The 17,380-nt window shown below is 55.1% G+C and carries 22 protein-coding genes; 12 read left to right on the plus strand and 10 right to left on the minus strand.

Translation table 11 applies throughout. The annotated features are described in order from the left end of the window. Positions 1-79: 79 nt before the first annotated feature. On the plus strand, positions 80-367 hold the full coding sequence (gene sfsB / locus ACNQ0W_RS06975) for a DNA-binding transcriptional regulator SfsB (RefSeq protein ID WP_047051270.1): 288 nt from the start codon (positions 80-82) through the stop codon (positions 365-367). A 63-nt stretch (positions 368-430) separates the two neighbouring features. On the opposite strand, the gene murA is transcribed toward sfsB, so the two are convergent. From murA to mlaF, 7 genes are all read right to left on the minus strand, one after another. Next, a complete protein-coding gene (gene murA, locus ACNQ0W_RS06980; RefSeq protein ID WP_006812128.1) occupies positions 431-1,690 on the minus strand; it encodes a UDP-N-acetylglucosamine 1-carboxyvinyltransferase in 1,260 nt (419 codons plus the stop codon). Positions 1,691-1,740: 50 nt separating this feature from the next. Beyond that, positions 1,741-1,995 carry a BolA family iron metabolism protein IbaG gene (gene ibaG / locus ACNQ0W_RS06985; protein ID WP_003861840.1) on the minus strand — a complete coding sequence of 85 codons (255 nt, stop codon included), beginning with the start codon at positions 1,993-1,995 and terminating at the stop codon, positions 1,741-1,743. Positions 1,996-2,121: 126 nt separating this feature from the next. Beyond that, positions 2,122-2,415 (minus strand): lipid asymmetry maintenance protein MlaB, encoded by a 294-nt coding sequence (mlaB, locus tag ACNQ0W_RS06990; protein ID WP_003861843.1) that lies wholly within the window; start codon positions 2,413-2,415, stop codon positions 2,122-2,124. Continuing rightward, complete coding sequence (mlaC, locus tag ACNQ0W_RS06995) at positions 2,415-3,050, minus strand: phospholipid-binding protein MlaC (protein ID WP_003861845.1); 636 nt, start codon at positions 3,048-3,050, stop codon at positions 2,415-2,417. Before mlaC ends, mlaB begins: the two co-directional genes overlap by 1 nt. Positions 3,051-3,068: 18 nt before the next feature. After that, complete coding sequence (gene mlaD, locus ACNQ0W_RS07000) at positions 3,069-3,617, minus strand: outer membrane lipid asymmetry maintenance protein MlaD (protein WP_003861847.1); 549 nt, start codon at positions 3,615-3,617, stop codon at positions 3,069-3,071. Between the two features lie 4 nt (positions 3,618-3,621). Next, positions 3,622-4,404, minus strand: a complete 783-nt coding sequence (gene mlaE / locus ACNQ0W_RS07005) for a lipid asymmetry maintenance ABC transporter permease subunit MlaE (protein WP_003861848.1) — start codon at positions 4,402-4,404, stop codon at positions 3,622-3,624. 7 nt (positions 4,405-4,411) lie between these two features. After that, complete coding sequence (mlaF, locus tag ACNQ0W_RS07010) at positions 4,412-5,224, minus strand: phospholipid ABC transporter ATP-binding protein MlaF (protein ID WP_006812132.1); 813 nt, start codon at positions 5,222-5,224, stop codon at positions 4,412-4,414. Between the two features lie 227 nt (positions 5,225-5,451). Between mlaF and ACNQ0W_RS07015 the strand changes: the two genes are divergently transcribed. The 11 genes from ACNQ0W_RS07015 (at position 5,452) to npr (ending at position 13,371) form a co-directional block, all read left to right on the plus strand. After that, the gene (locus ACNQ0W_RS07015; RefSeq protein WP_003861852.1) at positions 5,452-6,429 is read left to right on the plus strand and encodes a calcium/sodium antiporter; all 978 of its coding nucleotides are present in this window, start codon (positions 5,452-5,454) and stop codon (positions 6,427-6,429) included. A 13-nt stretch (positions 6,430-6,442) separates the two neighbouring features. Continuing rightward, complete coding sequence (gene kdsD, locus ACNQ0W_RS07020) at positions 6,443-7,429, plus strand: arabinose-5-phosphate isomerase KdsD (protein ID WP_003861853.1); 987 nt, start codon at positions 6,443-6,445, stop codon at positions 7,427-7,429. 14 nt (positions 7,430-7,443) lie between these two features. Beyond that, entirely contained in the window at positions 7,444-8,010 is a 567-nt protein-coding gene (gene kdsC, locus ACNQ0W_RS07025) for a 3-deoxy-manno-octulosonate-8-phosphatase KdsC (protein WP_062933421.1), read from the plus strand. After that, positions 8,007-8,582, plus strand: a complete 576-nt coding sequence (gene lptC / locus ACNQ0W_RS07030; RefSeq protein ID WP_015571983.1) for an LPS export ABC transporter periplasmic protein LptC — start codon at positions 8,007-8,009, stop codon at positions 8,580-8,582. The genes kdsC and lptC overlap by 4 nt, the downstream gene beginning before the upstream one ends. Then, entirely contained in the window at positions 8,551-9,105 is a 555-nt protein-coding gene (lptA, locus tag ACNQ0W_RS07035) for a lipopolysaccharide ABC transporter substrate-binding protein LptA (RefSeq protein ID WP_015571984.1), read from the plus strand. The genes lptC and lptA overlap by 32 nt, the downstream gene beginning before the upstream one ends. A gap of 6 nt (positions 9,106-9,111) precedes the next feature. Beyond that, positions 9,112-9,837, plus strand: coding sequence for an LPS export ABC transporter ATP-binding protein (gene lptB, locus ACNQ0W_RS07040; protein WP_003861862.1), 726 nt, complete (start codon positions 9,112-9,114; stop codon positions 9,835-9,837). Positions 9,838-9,884: 47 nt separating this feature from the next. Next, positions 9,885-11,318, plus strand: a complete 1,434-nt coding sequence (gene rpoN / locus ACNQ0W_RS07045; RefSeq protein ID WP_003861864.1) for an RNA polymerase factor sigma-54 — start codon at positions 9,885-9,887, stop codon at positions 11,316-11,318. A gap of 22 nt (positions 11,319-11,340) precedes the next feature. Next, positions 11,341-11,628 carry a ribosome hibernation promoting factor gene (gene hpf, locus ACNQ0W_RS07050; RefSeq protein ID WP_003861866.1) on the plus strand — a complete coding sequence of 96 codons (288 nt, stop codon included), beginning with the start codon at positions 11,341-11,343 and terminating at the stop codon, positions 11,626-11,628. Between the two features lie 82 nt (positions 11,629-11,710). Continuing rightward, on the plus strand, positions 11,711-12,202 hold the full coding sequence (gene ptsN / locus ACNQ0W_RS07055) for a PTS IIA-like nitrogen regulatory protein PtsN (RefSeq protein ID WP_003861869.1): 492 nt from the start codon (positions 11,711-11,713) through the stop codon (positions 12,200-12,202). 45 nt (positions 12,203-12,247) lie between these two features. Beyond that, positions 12,248-13,102, plus strand: a complete 855-nt coding sequence (gene rapZ, locus ACNQ0W_RS07060; RefSeq protein ID WP_003861870.1) for an RNase adapter RapZ — start codon at positions 12,248-12,250, stop codon at positions 13,100-13,102. Further along, the gene (gene npr / locus ACNQ0W_RS07065; protein WP_003861872.1) at positions 13,099-13,371 is read left to right on the plus strand and encodes a PTS phosphocarrier protein NPr; all 273 of its coding nucleotides are present in this window, start codon (positions 13,099-13,101) and stop codon (positions 13,369-13,371) included. Before rapZ ends, npr begins: the two co-directional genes overlap by 4 nt. Positions 13,372-13,409: 38 nt before the next feature. On the opposite strand, the gene mtgA is transcribed toward npr, so the two are convergent. From mtgA to arcB, 3 genes are all read right to left on the minus strand, one after another. Beyond that, entirely contained in the window at positions 13,410-14,135 is a 726-nt protein-coding gene (gene mtgA, locus ACNQ0W_RS07070) for a monofunctional biosynthetic peptidoglycan transglycosylase (RefSeq protein WP_047051240.1), read from the minus strand. Beyond that, positions 14,132-14,785, minus strand: a complete 654-nt coding sequence (elbB, locus tag ACNQ0W_RS07075) for an isoprenoid biosynthesis glyoxalase ElbB (protein WP_062933422.1) — start codon at positions 14,783-14,785, stop codon at positions 14,132-14,134. The genes mtgA and elbB overlap by 4 nt, the downstream gene beginning before the upstream one ends. 232 nt (positions 14,786-15,017) lie before the next feature. Beyond that, positions 15,018-17,351, minus strand: a complete 2,334-nt coding sequence (gene arcB, locus ACNQ0W_RS07080; protein WP_017382727.1) for an aerobic respiration two-component sensor histidine kinase ArcB — start codon at positions 17,349-17,351, stop codon at positions 15,018-15,020. Positions 17,352-17,380: the final 29 nt, after the last annotated feature.

The following is a 17,380-nucleotide window of genomic DNA, read 5'->3' on the forward strand; positions in this document are numbered from 1 at the left end:
CACATGTTCGAAGTGAGTATAGTAATGCTGTCTTTTCACACGAAACGACGTGGACGATAACGAACACAAGGACAGCATTATGGATACAAAATTCATCGACTGGCATTCTGCTGACATTATTGCGGCACTGCGTAAAAAAGGAACATCGCTGGCTGCCGAATCACGTCGTCATGGGCTAAGCTCGTCGACGCTGGCAAACGCCCTGACCCGCCCATGGCCGAAGGGGGAACTGATTATCGCGACGGCGCTGGATACGCATCCGTGGGTGATATGGCCGTCACGTTATCATGATCCTGTTACTCATGAATTTATCGACAGAACGCGCATGATGCGCCAGAGCAAAACGAAGAAAGCGCATCAGGACTGATGCACCAGGATTGACAGGAACAGCAATCCCCCGGCCTGTTGTGGCAGGGGGGTGCCGGAACGATTACTCGCCCTTCACACGCTCGATATTTGCACCCAGCGCGCGCAGTTTGTCCTCAATACGCTCGTAACCACGATCGATGTGGTAGATACGATCGACAACAGTAGTCCCTTCCGCAATACAACCTGCCAGCACGAGGCTCGCAGACGCGCGCAGATCGGTCGCCATCACCTGCGCACCGGACAGTTTTTCAACGCCGTGGCAAATTACCGTGTTGCTTTCAATCTCAGCATGCGCACCCATACGGATCAGTTCCGGTACGTGCATGAAACGGTTTTCGAAGATGGTTTCCGTGATGAAGCCCGTGCCTTCGGCCACCAGGTTCAACAGCGTGAACTGTGCCTGCATATCCGTCGGGAATGCCGGGTGTGGCGCAGTACGCACGTTAACGGCTTTAGGACGCTGCCCGTGCATATCGAGGCTGATCCAGTCTTCACCGATTTCAATGTCCGCACCCGCATCGCGCAGCTTCGCCAGCACCGCATCCAGGGTATCCGGCTGGGCGTTACGGCAGACAATCTTACCGCCAGAAATGGCTGCGGCCACCAGGAAAGTACCGGTTTCGATACGGTCCGGCAGAACGCGGTACACACCGCCACCCAGACGTTCAACGCCTTCGATGGTGATACGGTCTGTGCCCTGCCCGCTGATCTTCGCCCCCAGTGCGACCAGGAAGTTCGCGGTATCCACGATCTCCGGCTCACGGGCGGCGTTTTCGATGATAGTAGTGCCTTCTGCCAGCGTAGCAGCCGACATGATGGTGACCGTTGCGCCCACGCTCACTTTGTCCATGACAATGTGCGCGCCTTTCAGACGACCATTGACGGATGCTTTAACGTAACCCTCTTCCAGCTTGATCTCCGCGCCGAGTTTTTCCAGGCCGAAGATATGCAGGTCGACTGGACGCGCACCGATAGCGCATCCGCCCGGCAGTGAAACCTGTCCCTGACCGAAACGCGCCACCAGCGGACCAAGCGCCCAGATGGACGCACGCATGGTTTTCACCAGCTCATACGGCGCTGAGAAGTTGTTCACGTTGCTGGCATCGATCCAGACGGAACCGTTACGCTCCACTTTGGTGCCCAACTGGCCGAGCAACTTCATGGTCGTGTCGATATCTTTCAGCTTCGGTACGTTCTGGATCTCTACCGGCTCTTCTGCGAGCAACGCAGCGAAAAGAATGGGCAGCGCGGCGTTTTTAGCGCCAGAAATTGTGACTTCGCCCTGGAGACGCGTGGGTCCCTGTACACGAAATTTATCCATCGTTTGCTCTCTTATAAATTCAACCGTGCTGCGGGCGTTTCGCCCTCAGCTCAAAAACCGTTTAGTTTGCGATCGCGTGCCCACTCCTGTGGGGTGAACGCTTTAATCGACAGGGCGTGGATGCGGTTATCCGCAATGTATTCCATCAGCGGCGCGTACACAGCCTGCTGTTTCTTCACGCGACTCATTCCGTCGAACATCTCACCCACAGCAATAACCTGGAAGTGACTGCCATCGCCAGAGACGTGGGCTTCCTGAAGGGAGAGTGCATTCATCAGCACAGTCTGGATTTCATTATTTTCCATGGGGTCTACATCATCTGATAGTGAAAACAAGCTCAACATCTTAGAGCAAAGTGGCGCGGTCTTAAACAAGCAAAAAGCCCCGACGCGTAAACTGTCGGGGCTTTCAGAAGTAACGTACTGAAAAAATTAACGAGGTAATACGTCTTCGGGCAAATTGTAAAGCTGTGCAAGGGTAATCACGTTATCGCTTACCCCCGTCAGGGTGACGCTGCTGCCCTGCTTTTTGCCCGTGGCCACCAGGTGCGCCAGCAGGGCGATACCGGCGGTATCTACCCGCGTGACGCCATGGAGATCAATCAGCGTCACGCCCTGCATCGCGTTATGGCGAGCGTCCCACAGCGGGTTAAGCAGATCCTGATCCAGCTCTCCCGTCAGCGTCAACGTCTCGCCGTCACGCGCCCAGCTAAGCTGCTGTGACATTACTTCTTCTCGTCCAGGGTAATTTTCTGACGAGAAATGGACTGAAGCTGAGCCGTCAGGCCATCGATGCCTTTAGTGCGCAGCAGATCGCTCCACTCGTTCTGCTTAGTGGTGATCATGCTGACGCCTTCAGCGATCATGTCGTACGCCTGCCAGTTTCCGGTCTGGCTGTTTTTACGCCACTGGAAGTCCAGACGAACCGGTGGACGACCGTTTGGATCGATAATCGTCACGCGAATAGGAATGATAGTGGCATCGCCCAGCGGCTGTTCAGGGGCAATCTGATAGGTCTGCCCGTGGTACATCGCCAGCGCCTGGCCGTAAGCCTGTTTCAGGTATTCACGGAACGCCGCAAAGTAAGCCTCGCGCTGCGCCGGGGTCGCGTCTTTGTAGTAACGGCCCAGCACCAGTGCGCCCGCATACTTGATCTGCACATACGGCAGCAGTTCCTGATCCACCACATCACGCAGATAATCAGGGTTAGAACGGATTTTTGGCTGTTCGTTTTTAAGACGGTCGAAGGTTTTCTTCGCGGCCTCATTCATCAGTTTGTACGGGTTACTCTGATCCGCAGCGTGCGCCGCGGTAAGAGGGGCAATGACCAGCATGGCAACCATTAACAGTCGTTTAAACATGAATAACTTCTCCTGAAATTAATTCGTCGCGCCTGGCGTCGGTTCGACGTTGGTGTGGTCTTCACTCTGCGCAGGGGCATCGTCAGACTTTTTATCATCCCCTTTACTGTTGTAAAGGAACTGACCAATCATATCTTCCAGCACCATCGCTGACTTGGTATCCTGGATTACGCTACCGTCTTTAAGGATAGTCGTTCCCAGCTCAGGATCTTCAAAACCAACGTTAAGGGCCAGATATTGCTCCCCCAGCAGGCCAGAGGTGCGGATAGAAAGCGAGCTGGTGTCCGGAATGTGGTTATAGCGCTCTTCGATATCCATCGCGACGCGCGGCAGATAGGTTTTCTCATCAAGCGTAATGTCAGCGACACGTCCGATAACGACGCCACCAATACGCACCGGTGAGCGCGCTTTCAGGCCGCCGATGTTATCGAAAGTCGCGTAGATACGGTACGTCGGCTCGGCGCGAACAGAGGTGATGTCCGCCGCTCGCAGGCAGATGAACAGCGCGGCCAGCAGCGCCAGAAGCAGAAACACGCCAACCCAAATTTCATTTTTTCTCGTTTGCATGAACTCAATTCCCAAACATCAGTGCGGTGAGCACAAAATCCAGACCTAAAACGGCCAGCGACGAATGTACGACAGTACGCGTCGTTGCACGGCTAATGCCCGCCGACGTCGGAATGGCATCGTAACCATTAAACAACGCAATCCAGGTAACCGTCACAGCGAAAACCACGCTCTTGATCAGACAGTTCACCAGATCCATCCGCAGATCGATAGCGTCCTGCATGGCAGACCAGAAGAACCCGGCATCAATGCCTTTCCAGTTAACGCCAACCAGCGCGCCTCCCCAGATACCTACCGCCACAAAGAGGATAGTCAGTAACGGCAAGGAGATAACCCCGGCCCAGAAGCGCGGCGAGATCACCCGGCGCAGCGGATCGACTGCCATCATCTCCATACTGGAGAGCTGCTCGGTGGCGCGCATCAGGCCAATTTCCGCCGTCAACGCTGACCCGGCACGCCCGGCGAACAGCAGCGCGGCAACCACCGGCCCGAGTTCACGCAGCAGCGAGAGTGCCACCAGCATGCCAAGGCTGGTTTCCGCGCTGTAGGTTGTCAGCACCAGATACCCCTGCAACCCCAGCACCATGCCAATAAACAGACCCGACACGATGATGATAAGCATCGACAGCACGCCGACGTTATAAAGCTGCCGCACCAGTAACGGCGCATGCTTGCGGAACTCCGGTTTGCCGACCAGCGCGTTGAACAACATTAATCCGGCACGCCCGAACGTACTGATGGTTTTTAGGCCACGGTGTCCAAGACCCGCCAACGCATTTAACAGCATGAGTGGCTTAACTCCCTATTCCCAGTAAATCGTCATGATAGTCGCCCGCCGGATAGCGGAAAGGCACCGGCCCATCTGCGATACCGTCCAGGAACTGCCGCACGCGCGGATCGCCATTCTCCTGCAACGCCTGCGCGCTGCCGTGGGCGACGATCTTTTTGTCAGCCACAATATAGGCGTAATCAGCAATACTCAGCACTTCCGGCACGTCGTGGGAAACCACCACGCAGGTGACGCCAAGGGCGCTGTTCAGCTCCGAAATTAACTTCACCAGCACGCCCATGGTGATAGGGTCCTGCCCGACGAACGGTTCATCGAACATGATTAAATCGGGTTCCAGGGCAATAGCACGCGCCAGCGCGGCGCGGCGCGCCATCCCACCCGAGAGTTCGGACGGCATGAGTTTCGCAGCCCCCCGCAGCCCCACGGCTTCAAGCTTCATCATCACCGTACTGTGCAACAGCTCAGGAGGAAGATGGGTGTGCTCACGCAACGGATAGGCCACGTTGTCAAAAACGTTCATATCCGTGAACAGCGCGCCCGACTGAAAGAGCATGCTCATCCGTTTGCGAACCGTGTAGAGGCGCGAGCGAGACATCTCCGGGACATTTTCGCCGTCGAAGAGAATTTCGCCGCTGTCAGGGGGGATTTGCCCGCCGATAAGACGCAGCAACGTGGTTTTACCGATCCCTGACGGCCCCATGATGGCGGTGATTTTACCGCGCGGCACGGTCAGCGAAATATCATCAAATATTAACCGGTTGCCGCGAGAAAAACTGACGCCCCGGACATCGACTATATTCGCCATCGTTTGGCTCATTTATGGTTCCTTACTTACCTTGCTTCACGGCTGGCATGAAGCGTAAATCAGCCCTAAACCCCGCATTTTTACAGAATATTTACTATTGGGGTTAGCGAAAGCTGGCATTTGTTTTACTTTTCCGGCGCATAAAGTCAAAATTAGGAATTCGTTACGTCTCAGACTTCATCTGGCGCCAACATTCGTGCGCAGTGGACCAGCGAGTATACCTGAAGAAAGGACTTTTGATGCTTTTAGCAACAGCACTGTTAATAATTGGTTTACTGTTGGTGGTCTACAGTGCTGACCGTTTGGTCTTTGCCGCATCCATTCTCTGTCGACTCATTGGCATGCCGCCCATCATTATCGGCATGACGGTGGTCAGTGTAGGCACATCGCTTCCTGAAATCATCGTTTCTGTTTCAGCCTCGCTGCATGGGCAGGTCGACCTCGCTATCGGCACCGCGATTGGCTCTAACATCGTCAATATCTTACTGATTTTAGGCTTAGCCGCATTATTGCATCCATTTCGCGTGCATTCTGATGTTTTGCGCCGGGAATTGCCGTTAATGTTAGTCGTCAGTCTGCTGGCAGGCTACGTACTTTATGACGGGGTGCTGAGCGTCGGTGACGGTATATTCCTGCTCGCCCTGGCCGTGATCTGGTTGCTTTACAGCGTGAAGATCGCACGTCTGGCGGAAAAACAGGGTAACGATAGCCTCACGCGTGAGCATCTCGCCGAGCTGCCCCGGGAAGGGACCTTACCCGTCGCCCTGCTGTGGCTGGGCGTCGCGCTGATCATCATGCCAATGGCCACGCGGATGGTGGTCGATAACGCGACGGTGCTGGCGAACGCGTTTGCGATGAGCGAACTGACAATCGGTCTGACGGTAATTGCCATCGGCACCAGCCTGCCAGAGCTGGCCACCGCCATCGCCGGGGCGCGTAAAGGGGAAGATGATATCGCCATCGGCAATATCATTGGCTCGAATATTTTCAATATCGCAATCGTGACGGGGCTGCCAGCGCTAATCTCGCCGGGGCCGTTTAACCCTATGGTTTTCACGCGCGATTACGGTGTAATGCTGCTGGTCAGCGTGATTTTCGCCCTGCTCTGCTGGCGGCGAAAAGAGCAGATCGGCAAAGGCGCAGGCGCGCTGCTGACGGGTGGATTTATCGTATGGCTGGCGATGCTGTACTGGCTTTCGCCTCTTCTCTCTGGGTAAACGGAAACGCATTATGTCGCAAATAGAATTGCAGCCGGGTTTTGACTTTCAGAAAGCAGGCAAAGACGTTCTGGAGATTGAACGTGAAGGTCTGGCGCAGTTAGATCAGTACATTAATCAGGATTTTAGTCTGGCCTGTGAGAAGATGTTCTACTGTGCCGGCAAAGTCGTGGTGATGGGGATGGGCAAATCCGGCCATATCGGACGCAAAATGGCGGCGACCTTTGCCAGTACCGGCACGTCGTCATTCTTCGTTCATCCCGGTGAAGCCGCGCACGGTGACCTCGGCATGGTTACGCCGCAGGACGTGGTTATTGCGCTGTCCAACTCCGGGGAATCGAATGAAATCCTGGCGTTGATCCCGGTGCTGAAGCGTCTGCACGTACCGCTGATTTGCATGACCAGCCGCCCGGAAAGCAGTATGGCGCGTGCGGCGGATATTCACCTGTGCGTGAAGGTGCCTAAAGAAGCCTGCCCGCTGGGGCTGGCGCCGACCTCCAGCACAACCGCCGCGCTGGTGATGGGCGATGCCCTTGCCGTTGCGCTGCTGGAAGCGCGCGGTTTTACGCCTGAAGATTTCGCCCTGTCTCACCCCGGCGGCGCGCTCGGGCGCAAACTGCTGCTGCGGGTTAACGATATTATGCACACCGGGGATGAGATCCCGCACGTCAGCAAAGAGGCCTCTTTGCGCGACGCGTTACTGGAGATCACCCGTAAAAACCTGGGCATGACGGTTATCTGCGACGATCTGATGAAGATTCAGGGCATTTTCACCGACGGCGACCTGCGCCGGGTATTCGATATGGGTGTGGATGTCCGAACGCTGGGCATCGCTGATGTGATGACGCCAGGCGGGATCCGCGTCCGTCCGGGCACGCTGGCGGTCGATGTACTGAACCTGATGCAGTCCCGTCATATTACCTCAGTGATGGTTGCCGATGGCGACCAACTGCTGGGTGTGGTACATATGCATGATCTGCTGCGCGCTGGCGTAGTGTAATGAAGGATAAGACAATGAGTAATGCGGGTGCATCCCTTGCAACCTGTTATGGCCCGGTGAGCGCCCAGATGATAGCAAAGGCGGAAAATATCCGCCTGCTGATCCTCGATGTGGATGGTGTGCTCTCCGACGGTCTGATTTATATGGGCAATAACGGCGAAGAGCTGAAAGCCTTTAACGTTCGCGACGGTTACGGTATCCGCTGTGCGCTCACGTCCGGTATTGAAGTTGCTATCATCACCGGGCGGAAAGCTAAACTGGTAGAAGATCGGTGTGAAACGCTGGGCATTACCCATCTCTATCAGGGGCAGTCTGATAAGATGGTAGCCTTCCGGGATCTGCTGGGAAAACTGGCCATTGCACCAGAGAATGTGGCATACGTCGGGGATGATTTGATCGACTGGCCAGTGATGGCGGAGGTGGGTCTGAGCATCGCGGTGGCTGACGCGCACCCGCTGCTGATCCCGCGTGCTGATTACGTTACCCATATTCACGGTGGCCGCGGCGCCGTCCGTGAAGTTTGCGATCTGCTTCTGCTGGCGCAGGGCAAGCTTGATGAGGCGAAAGGGCAATCGATATGAGTAAAACCAGACGTTGGGTTATCATTCTGCTTGCGCTTGTCGCCCTGGTACTGATTGGCGTCAACCTCGCTGACCGCGATGATACGCAAGCGGAAGTGGTTAACACGAGCGACCCGACTTATAAAAGCGATCACAGCGACACCGTGGTCTATAGCCCGGAAGGCGCGCTGAACTATCGCCTCGTTGCTCAGCATGTAGAATATTTTTCAGATGACGGTACCTCGTGGTTTACCCAACCGGTCATGACCACCTTTGATACGGACAAAGTGCCGACGTGGTCTATCAAGTCTGACCGGGCAAAACTGACAAATGACCGTATGCTTTACCTGTATGGTCACGTTGAAGTCAACGCCCTGACCGCTGACGCGCAACTGCGAAAAATTACGACGGATAACGCCCAGATCAACCTGGTCACCCAGGATGTCACGTCGCAGGATCTCGTCACCCTGTATGGCACAACATTTAATTCCAGCGGTTTAAGAATGCGCGGGAACTTACGCAGCAAAAACGCCGAGCTGATTGAAAAGGTTAGAACCTCCTATGAAATTCAAAACAAACAAACTCAGCCTTAAAGTTGTTATCGCCAGCGCGCTGCTGGCGGCCAGTCTTCCCGCGCTTGCTGTGACTGGCGACACCGAACAGCCGATTCATATTGAATCCGATACCCAGTCTCTGGATATGCAGGGTAATGTCGTCACCTTTACCGGCAACGTCGTCATGACCCAGGGCACCATCAAAATCAACGCCGACAAAGTGGTCGTTACCCGTCCGGGCGGCGAGCAGGGCAAAGAGATTATCGATGGTTATGGCAACCCGGCTACCTTCTACCAGATGCAGGACAACGGCAAGCCGGTGAAAGGCCATGCCTCGCATATGCACTATGAACTGGCGAAGGATCTGGTCATCCTGACCGGTAATGCTTACCTGGAACAGCTGGACAGCAATATCAAAGGCGACAAGATCACCTATCTGGTGAAAGAGCAGAAAATGCAGGCCTCCAGCGAAAAAGGCAAACGCGTCACGACCGTGCTTGTGCCTTCGCAGTTGCAGGACAAGAACAACGGTCAGGCTCCGGCAAAGAAAAAGAGTAACTAATTCGTTATGGCAACTTTAACTGCAAAAAACCTCGCGAAAGCGTATAAGGGCCGCCGCGTCGTCGAAGATGTCAGTCTGACCGTCAACTCCGGCGAAATCGTGGGTTTGCTTGGCCCTAACGGGGCGGGTAAAACCACGACCTTCTACATGGTGGTGGGCATCGTCCCGCGTGACGCCGGCAACATCATCATCGATGATGAAGATATCAGCCTGCTGCCGCTGCATGCCCGCGCGCGTCGTGGCATCGGCTATCTGCCGCAGGAAGCCTCCATCTTCCGCCGCTTAAGCGTGTTCGACAACCTGATGGCCGTGCTCCAGATCCGTGACGATCTGACCAGCGAGCAGCGCACTGACCGTGCGAACGAGCTGATGGAAGAGTTTCATATCGAACATCTGCGTGACAGCCTCGGTCAGGCGCTGTCCGGTGGTGAACGCCGCCGCGTTGAGATTGCGCGCGCGCTGGCAGCAAACCCAAAATTCATCCTGCTGGATGAACCGTTTGCGGGCGTTGACCCCATCTCCGTTATCGATATCAAACGTATTATTGAGCACCTGCGCGATAGCGGGCTTGGCGTACTGATCACGGACCACAACGTTCGTGAAACGCTGGCCGTGTGTGAGCGCGCCTACATAGTGAGCCAGGGCCATCTGATTGCCCACGGTACGCCGCAGCAAATCCTCGAAGATGAGCATGTTAAGCGCGTGTACCTTGGGGAAGACTTCAGACTCTGATAGGGTAGAGGTTAAGTCACGCCGAACCGGAGAAAAACGCTCTGAACATGAAGCAAGGTTTGCAATTACGGCTCAGCCAGCAACTGGCCATGACGCCGCAGCTACAGCAGGCAATCCGTCTGTTGCAGCTGTCCACGTTAGAACTCCAGCAGGAACTCCAGCAGGCGCTGGACAGCAATCCGCTGCTGGAGCAAACCGATCTTCATGACGAGGTAGACGCCCAGCAGACGCAGGACACAGAAACGCTCGACTCCGTAGATGCGCTCGAACAGAAAGAGATGCCGGACGAACTGCCGCTGGATGCCAGCTGGGATGAAATCTACACCGCGGGTACCCCTTCCGGGACGCGTGCAGACTACCAGGATGATGAACTCCCGGTCTACCAGGGCGAAACCACCCAGTCGCTTCAGGACTACCTGATGTGGCAGGTAGAGCTGACCCCTTTCTCCGATACCGATCGCGCCATTGCCACCTCGATTGTCGATGCCGTTGACGACACGGGCTATTTGACCGTGACGCTGGACGAGATTCTGGAAAGCATCGGCGATGACGAGATTGAACTGGAAGAGATTGAAGCCGTCCTGAAACGCGTTCAGCGTTTCGACCCGATTGGCGTCGCCGCGAAAGATCTGCGCGACTGCCTTCTGATCCAGCTTTCGCAGTTTGCCAAAGAGACACCGTGGATTGACGAAGCCCGGCTCATCATCAGCGATCATCTGGATCTGCTGGCGAATCACGACTTCCGCACCCTGATGCGCGTCACGCGCCTGAAAGAAGAGGTGCTGAAGGAAGCGGTGAATCTGATCCAGTCACTTGATCCGCGTCCGGGGCAGTCGATCCAGACCAGCGAACCGGAATATGTCATTCCTGATGTGCTGGTGAGAAAACACAATGGCCGGTGGGTCGTTGAACTGAACGCCGACAGCATTCCTCGCCTGCAAATCAACCAGCAATACGCCTCCATGTGCACCAGCGCACGTAATGACGCTGATAATCAATATATTCGCAGCAACCTTCAGGAAGCACGCTGGTTGATCAAGAGTCTGGAGAGCCGTAATGACACGCTGCTGCGCGTCAGCCGCTGTATTGTCGAACAGCAGCAGGCGTTCTTTGAGCAGGGCGAAGAGTTTATGAAACCGATGGTGCTGGCGGACATCGCCCAGGCCGTCGAGATGCATGAATCAACCATTTCCCGCGTGACCACGCAGAAGTATCTGCACAGCCCACGCGGTATTTTTGAGCTTAAGTATTTCTTCTCCAGCCACGTGAACACCGAAGGCGGCGGCGAAGCCTCGTCAACGGCCATTCGCGCACTGGTGAAGAAGTTGATCGCCGCGGAGAACCCCGCGAAGCCACTCAGTGACAGTAAGTTAACCACCATGCTGTCCGATCAGGGTATTATGGTGGCACGTCGTACTGTCGCGAAGTATCGAGAGTCTTTATCCATTCCGCCGTCTAACCAGCGTAAACAACTGGTTTGACACAACCGATAAGGAAGACACTATGCAGCTCAATATCACCGGACATAACGTCGAGATTACTGAGGCTTTACGCGATTTTGTAAACACTAAGTTTGCGAAACTCGAGCAGTATTTCGAGAGGATCAACCAGGTCTATGTTGTGTTGAAAGTGGAGAAAGTGACGCATATCTCGGATGCGACCCTGCACGTCAACGGAGGGGAACTCCATGCCAGTGCGGAAGGGCAAGACATGTACGCGGCTATCGACGGCTTGATTGATAAGCTTGCGAGACAGCTCAATAAACATAAAGATAAACTGAAACAACACTAATTGTCCGGGCAGTTAACGGGTGCAGGACGGCCTGTTGTGAAACACAACAGGCCATTTGTACAGTTAGCGCTTAGGTGAAATTATGATAAACAACGATTCCGCTCTTCAACTGAGCAATGTCCTTAACCAGGATTGTACCCGCAGTGGCGTTCACTGCCAGAGCAAAAAACGTGCGCTGGAAATCATCAGTGAGCTGGCCGCAAAACAGCTGGGTCTGCCGCCGCAGATCGTGTTTGAAGCCATTCTGACCCGTGAAAAAATGGGCAGTACCGGCATCGGCAATGGCATTGCGATCCCGCATGGCAAGCTGGAAGAAGATACGCTGCGTGCCGTGGGGGTGTTTGTGCAACTGGAAACGCCTATCGCTTTTGACGCCATCGATAACCAGCCTGTGGATCTGCTCTTCGCGCTGCTGGTTCCTGCCGATCAGACCAAAACCCACCTGCACACGCTGTCGCTGGTTGCCAAACGTCTGGCGGATAAAACCATTTGTCGTCGACTGCGCTCAGCCCAAAGTGATGAAGAGCTTTATCAAATTATCACTGAAGCAGAAGGCAATCAGGATGAGGCATAATCGGGAAAGGGCCTTCAGAACGGCTGCCCTGAGGAGAAACGGAACATGGTGCTGATGATCGTCAGCGGTCGTTCGGGGTCCGGGAAGTCCGTGGCCCTGCGCGCGCTGGAAGACATGGGATTTTACTGTGTAGATAACCTGCCGGTAGTGTTGTTACCCGATCTGGCGCGGACGCTGGCGGACAGGCAAATCTCTGCCGCCGTCAGTATCGACGTGCGTAACATGCCGGAATCGCCGGAAATCTTCGAGCAGGCAATGAACAGCCTGCCGGAATGCTTCTCGCCTCAGCTCTTGTTCCTGGACGCTGACCGCAACACGCTGATCCGTCGCTACAGCGATACACGTCGTTTGCATCCGCTCTCGAGTAAAAATCTTTCGCTGGAAAGCGCCATCGATAAAGAGAGCGATCTGCTTGAGCCGCTGCGTTCCCGGGCCGACCTGATTGTCGACACTTCCGAAATGTCCGTCCACGAACTGGCGGAAATGCTGCGTACGCGCTTACTCGGCAAGCGCGAGCGCGAACTGACGATGGTGTTTGAATCCTTCGGCTTTAAGCACGGCATACCTATCGATGCGGATTACGTTTTTGATGTGCGTTTCCTGCCGAACCCACACTGGGATCCGAAACTGCGTCCGATGACCGGTCTGGATAAGCCGGTGGCGGCGTTCCTCGACCGACACACAGAAGTTCACAATTTTATCTACCAGACGCGAAGCTACCTTGAGCTATGGTTACCTATGCTGGAAACAAACAATCGCAGCTACCTGACGGTGGCGATTGGCTGTACCGGCGGTAAACATCGTTCGGTCTACATTGCCGAACAGCTGGCCGATTACTTCCGCTCACGCGGAAAGAACGTTCAGTCCCGTCATCGCACGCTGGAAAAACGCAAAACATGACCGTAAAACAGACCGTCGAAATCACCAACAAGCTGGGCATGCATGCGCGCCCGGCGATGAAGCTGTTTGAACTGATGCAGGGTTTTGATGCTGAGGTGCTGCTGCGCAACGACGAGGGAACAGAGGCAGAAGCCAACAGCGTGATTGCGCTGCTGATGCTGGATTCTGCCAAAGGCCGCCAGATTGAAGTCGAAGCCACCGGCCCGCAGGAAGAAGAAGCGCTGGCGGCAGTGATTGCCCTGTTTAACGCCGGGTTTGACGAAGACTAACGTTCGCCATGTCGGCGGGTAGCGCTCGCTTACCCGCCCTACATAAGATTATTTCGCTCCATAAACCCTTCCCCACCCAGCTGACGCATCTGGCGCATAATCCACGCCTGGCGGCTTCGCACGTAGCCTGACGGAGCGCTGGCCTTAAAACGCAGCGGGTTCGGCAGCACAGCGGCAAGCAGTGCCGCTTCGGACATAGTCAGCCTGCTGGCGGGCTTGCCAAAATAGCGCTGCGATGCCGCTTCGACACCAAATACGCCGTCACCAAATTCCGCGATATTCAGGTAGACGGTTAAAATGCGTTTTTTGCTCCACACCGTCTCGACGCCCAGCGTCAGCCCGGCCTCCAGCCCTTTTCTTACCCAGCTGCGACCGTCCCATAAGAACAGGTTTTTTACCGTCTGCTGAGAAAGCGTCGATGCGCCGCGGACGCGGTTTTCATGACGTTCATTATGATCCAGCGCCTTCTCGATAGCCGCCACGTCAAAACCCCAGTGCTCCGGGAATTTCTGATCTTCTGCCGCAATGACCGCCAGCCCCATCCACGGGGAGATAGCATCCATGCTGACCCAGTCAGAATGGGCAACATAGCCAAAATCCCCTGAGAGCCAGGCGCTAATCTGCCGCTCTGCCATCACGGCCGAGAACGGGACGGGCAGGATGCTGAACAGCGCAATACCGCCGCCCCAGAACACAGCCAGGACCAGCACAATACGCAGCAGGATCCGTTTCAACCACCCGCCGGGGGAAAATTTACGACTCATTCGGCCAGGACCAGCACTCTGTCCACCAGCTTTTCAATGCCTGCGGCAGCCTCGGCGATGTTCTGCGCCAGCATATACGCTGGCGTGGTGATGATCTTGTTGTCCTCATCCACCACAATGTCGTCTACCGGACATGGCACGTGTTCGCCGCCCATATCCTCGACAATCTCAGCGGTATCAATGTCGGTTCCGATCGTGAGCCGCAGCGGGAAATCAAATATTTTCGGCAGCATGGCCGGCGCAATGCAGATAAAGCCCTGCGGCTTACCTGCCGCATGCATCGCCAGCGATAGCGCTTTCAAATCGGGATCGACATGACACGCCGCGCCTTCCGTTGCAAACGTGCTCAGGTTTTTCGCCGCGCCAAAACCGCCCGGCACGATGATCGCATCAAGCTCAGCGGCATCGGCCTGTGTCAGCGGGTGAATATCGCCGCGCACAATACGCGCCGCTTCAATCAGCACGTTACGGCTTTCCGCCATTGGCTCGCCGGTGAGATGATTAATCACGTCTGCCTGAGTTTTATCCGGAGCGAAGCAAATAACGTCTGCCCCCTGGCGCGATAGTGCCAGCAGCGTTAATACGGTTTCATGTATCTCTGAACCATCGTAAACACCACATCCGCTCAGCACGACACCAATCTTTTTCATTCTGACGATCCTTCTATGCAACTCGCTGAAGCACATTAAAAATTCTGATTAAAACGCTATGCTTCACACATTTCACTGATTCATGTAACAAACTGTTTAAGATTTGCTATCTTATCTGCGTGCGGCCTCAATTTTCAGGCGGCGTCCATGCGAAAACAACCCACAAAAATCAGGCGCAGCCACGATTTCCCTGGTGTTGGCGCAGTATTCGCGCACCCCGGTATAGCCGGGGTCATTTTTTTCTGGCATCCACCCAGGCCTTCAGCACTGCCACATCGTTTTGCCACTCTTGTTTCATCTCTTCAACCCAATCACCTACGTTATCTTCCCAGGCAGGTAAATCAGGTGACTGAATCTGTTGGCCCAGCTGCTGGAGATGGCGTAACCCGACCGATCCTGCCGCGCCTTTGATTTTATGTCCCTCTTCGACAATGCCCTTCTGGTCACGCGCCGTCAGGTTGGATTCGAGCACGTTCAGATAGCCCGGCATCATTTTTTCGAACACGGCCAGGCCATCGGTGATCAGTTTTGGTCCCACCAGATCGATATACTGCTCCAGCATGGCGGTATCCAGTATCGTTTGGGCTTTGGCGCTATCAACAGACGTCATGGTGCTCTCCTCTTCATCACAGGTATCCCAGAACTTCTTGATCATCGCCGTCAGGGCAGGTACCGCCAGCGGCTTGCTGAGCACATCGTCCATACCGGCCTCGAGGTACTCTTTTTTATCTTTCAGCACGTTTGCGGTCAACGCCACCAGCGGCGGCAGCTCGTCAGGAGCATATTTGCGCGTCAGCTCGCGGGAGATATCCAGCCCGGTCATGTCCGGTAGCTGAATATCCAGCAGCACCAGGTCGTACTCGCCCGGCGTGAACATCTCCAGCGCGGCTTTGCCGGTCATCGCCACATCCACGCTGTTACCGAGTTTTTCCAGTACCGACCGGGCGACAATGACGTTCAGCTCAATATCTTCCACCAGCAGGACGTGCAGGGCTGGCAGCGGCATATCGTCGTTCTCAAACGTATCTTCCACCTCTTCCGCCACGGCAGGCGCGTGGACGGTAAGCGTAAAGGTGGAGCCTTTACCCGGCTGGCTGGCAACGGTGATATCCCCGCCCATACTTTTCGCCAGACGTTTCGACACCGCCAGGCCAATGCCCGTACCGGTCGCCGGTTTACCGCCGTGGCTGTCTTTAACCTGATAATACATGGCGAAGATCTTATCCTGCTCCTCCTGAGGAATGCCGATCCCCGAGTCCTCAACTTCAAAGTGCAGCATGTCGCCTTCGTCATAGCGAATGCGCACCGCAACCTGCCCCTTCTGGGTAAACTTCACGGCGTTGCTGATGAGGTTCCACAGGATCTGACGCAGACGCGTGCCGTCCGTCACCACTTTATGCGGCAACGGCAGCGTTGGCTCCATCACAAAGCTCAACCCTTTTTGCTGAGCCTGTAAACCTGACAAGTTTTCCAGGTCCGCGAGGAAGCCGGTAAAATCAACCGGCTGGTTGTCGAGCTGAACTTTACGGCGCTCCATCTTATCCATGTCGATAATATCATTGAAGATATTGCCCAGCGTGACCGCCGAGACGTGGATCGTTTTGAGGTATTTTTCCTGCTCGCTGGTCAGCTCGGTATCCAGCAGAATGCGGCTCAGTCCCACAATGCCATTCAGCGGGGTGCGCAGTTCATGGCTGATGGTGGAGATGAAGGTGGTTTTATCCCGGCTGGCGCGCTCCAGCGCATCCTGATAGCGCTTACGCTCGGTGATATCACGGCCAAAGCCCATCAGCCCATGACGTTTCCCCACCCGGTCGTAATAAGGCACTTTGCGGATCTCAAAGCAGGCTTTGCGCCCGTCGGGGTAGTCCAGCCACTGCTCATAGGTCAGCGAAACGTTGTGGCGGAAGACCTTTTCATCCGTCTCCATCACTTTTGCTGCCGCCTCTTCGGAATAGACATCCTGAGGTTTCAGGTGGATCAGCTGCTTTTCGCTTTTCCCGGTCAACAGTTCCATGGCCCGGTTACAACCGGAGAACTCTTTATCTTCATTACGGTAGAACACCAGATCCGGCGACGCATCGAGGAACGAGCGCAGGAAAGAGGATTGCTGTTCAAGCTGGATCTGCGTCACTTCACGCTCTTTCATCTCAACTTTTAGCTGCTCAAGCGTGGTCTGACGCTCGGCTTCCGCCTTCTCACGGTCTGAAATTTCCTGATTCAGCTGGGCAATGTTGTCTTTGAGCTGGACGTTGAGTTTGAGATCGCGCTCGCGCATCTCTTCCAGCTTATCCACCAGTTTCGATAAACGCTGTCGGGACTCTTCCAGCTGCTCAACCACCACGGAGAGAAAATAGACCGCCCATGGGGTAATCAGCAGGCCAAAGAAAATAGAGCGGATCACGTCGATGCTCTCGACCTGACCATGCAGAACCATGGTTACGGCCATTTGCACGACGATGGCCAGAACGACCAGCGCCAGCGCCAGCAGCATGGAAAAACGCACCAGCCCGAGCTTCATCATCAGGTCGACGTAGTACTGGGCCAGCATTCGAATTTGCTTCATAGAGGATCCCTTCACGACTTTATCGCTCA

Source organism: Enterobacter cloacae complex sp. 6730903, assembly GCF_048283985.1.
GTDB lineage: Bacteria > Pseudomonadota > Gammaproteobacteria > Enterobacterales > Enterobacteriaceae > Enterobacter > Enterobacter hormaechei_C.

Bases quoted from the DNA above. Each gene is read 5' to 3' on its own strand.
- mlaE (WP_003861848.1), bottom strand. From the start codon at position 4,404: ATGCTGTTAAATGCGTTGGCGGGTCTTGGACACCGTGGCCTAAAAACC.
- murA (WP_006812128.1), bottom strand. From the start codon at position 1,690: ATGGATAAATTTCGTGTACAGGGACCCACGCGTCTCCAGGGCGAAGTC.
- lptA (WP_015571984.1), top strand. From the start codon at position 8,551: ATGAAATTCAAAACAAACAAACTCAGCCTTAAAGTTGTTATCGCCAGC.
- npr (WP_003861872.1), top strand. From the start codon at position 13,099: ATGACCGTAAAACAGACCGTCGAAATCACCAACAAGCTGGGCATGCAT.
- sfsB (WP_047051270.1), top strand. From the start codon at position 80: ATGGATACAAAATTCATCGACTGGCATTCTGCTGACATTATTGCGGCA.
- arcB (WP_017382727.1), bottom strand. From the start codon at position 17,351: ATGAAGCAAATTCGAATGCTGGCCCAGTACTACGTCGACCTGATGATG.
- rapZ (WP_003861870.1), top strand. From the start codon at position 12,248: ATGGTGCTGATGATCGTCAGCGGTCGTTCGGGGTCCGGGAAGTCCGTG.
- mlaC (WP_003861845.1), bottom strand. From the start codon at position 3,050: ATGTTTAAACGACTGTTAATGGTTGCCATGCTGGTCATTGCCCCTCTT.
- kdsC (WP_062933421.1), top strand. From the start codon at position 7,444: ATGAGTAATGCGGGTGCATCCCTTGCAACCTGTTATGGCCCGGTGAGC.
- lptC (WP_015571983.1), top strand. From the start codon at position 8,007: ATGAGTAAAACCAGACGTTGGGTTATCATTCTGCTTGCGCTTGTCGCC.
- hpf (WP_003861866.1), top strand. From the start codon at position 11,341: ATGCAGCTCAATATCACCGGACATAACGTCGAGATTACTGAGGCTTTA.
- ibaG (WP_003861840.1), bottom strand. From the start codon at position 1,995: ATGGAAAATAATGAAATCCAGACTGTGCTGATGAATGCACTCTCCCTT.
- ACNQ0W_RS07015 (WP_003861852.1), top strand. From the start codon at position 5,452: ATGCTTTTAGCAACAGCACTGTTAATAATTGGTTTACTGTTGGTGGTC.
- lptB (WP_003861862.1), top strand. From the start codon at position 9,112: ATGGCAACTTTAACTGCAAAAAACCTCGCGAAAGCGTATAAGGGCCGC.
- mtgA (WP_047051240.1), bottom strand. From the start codon at position 14,135: ATGAGTCGTAAATTTTCCCCCGGCGGGTGGTTGAAACGGATCCTGCTG.
- elbB (WP_062933422.1), bottom strand. From the start codon at position 14,785: ATGAAAAAGATTGGTGTCGTGCTGAGCGGATGTGGTGTTTACGATGGT.
- ptsN (WP_003861869.1), top strand. From the start codon at position 11,711: ATGATAAACAACGATTCCGCTCTTCAACTGAGCAATGTCCTTAACCAG.
- kdsD (WP_003861853.1), top strand. From the start codon at position 6,443: ATGTCGCAAATAGAATTGCAGCCGGGTTTTGACTTTCAGAAAGCAGGC.
- mlaD (WP_003861847.1), bottom strand. From the start codon at position 3,617: ATGCAAACGAGAAAAAATGAAATTTGGGTTGGCGTGTTTCTGCTTCTG.
- mlaF (WP_006812132.1), bottom strand. From the start codon at position 5,224: ATGAGCCAAACGATGGCGAATATAGTCGATGTCCGGGGCGTCAGTTTT.
- rpoN (WP_003861864.1), top strand. From the start codon at position 9,885: ATGAAGCAAGGTTTGCAATTACGGCTCAGCCAGCAACTGGCCATGACG.
- mlaB (WP_003861843.1), bottom strand. From the start codon at position 2,415: ATGTCACAGCAGCTTAGCTGGGCGCGTGACGGCGAGACGTTGACGCTG.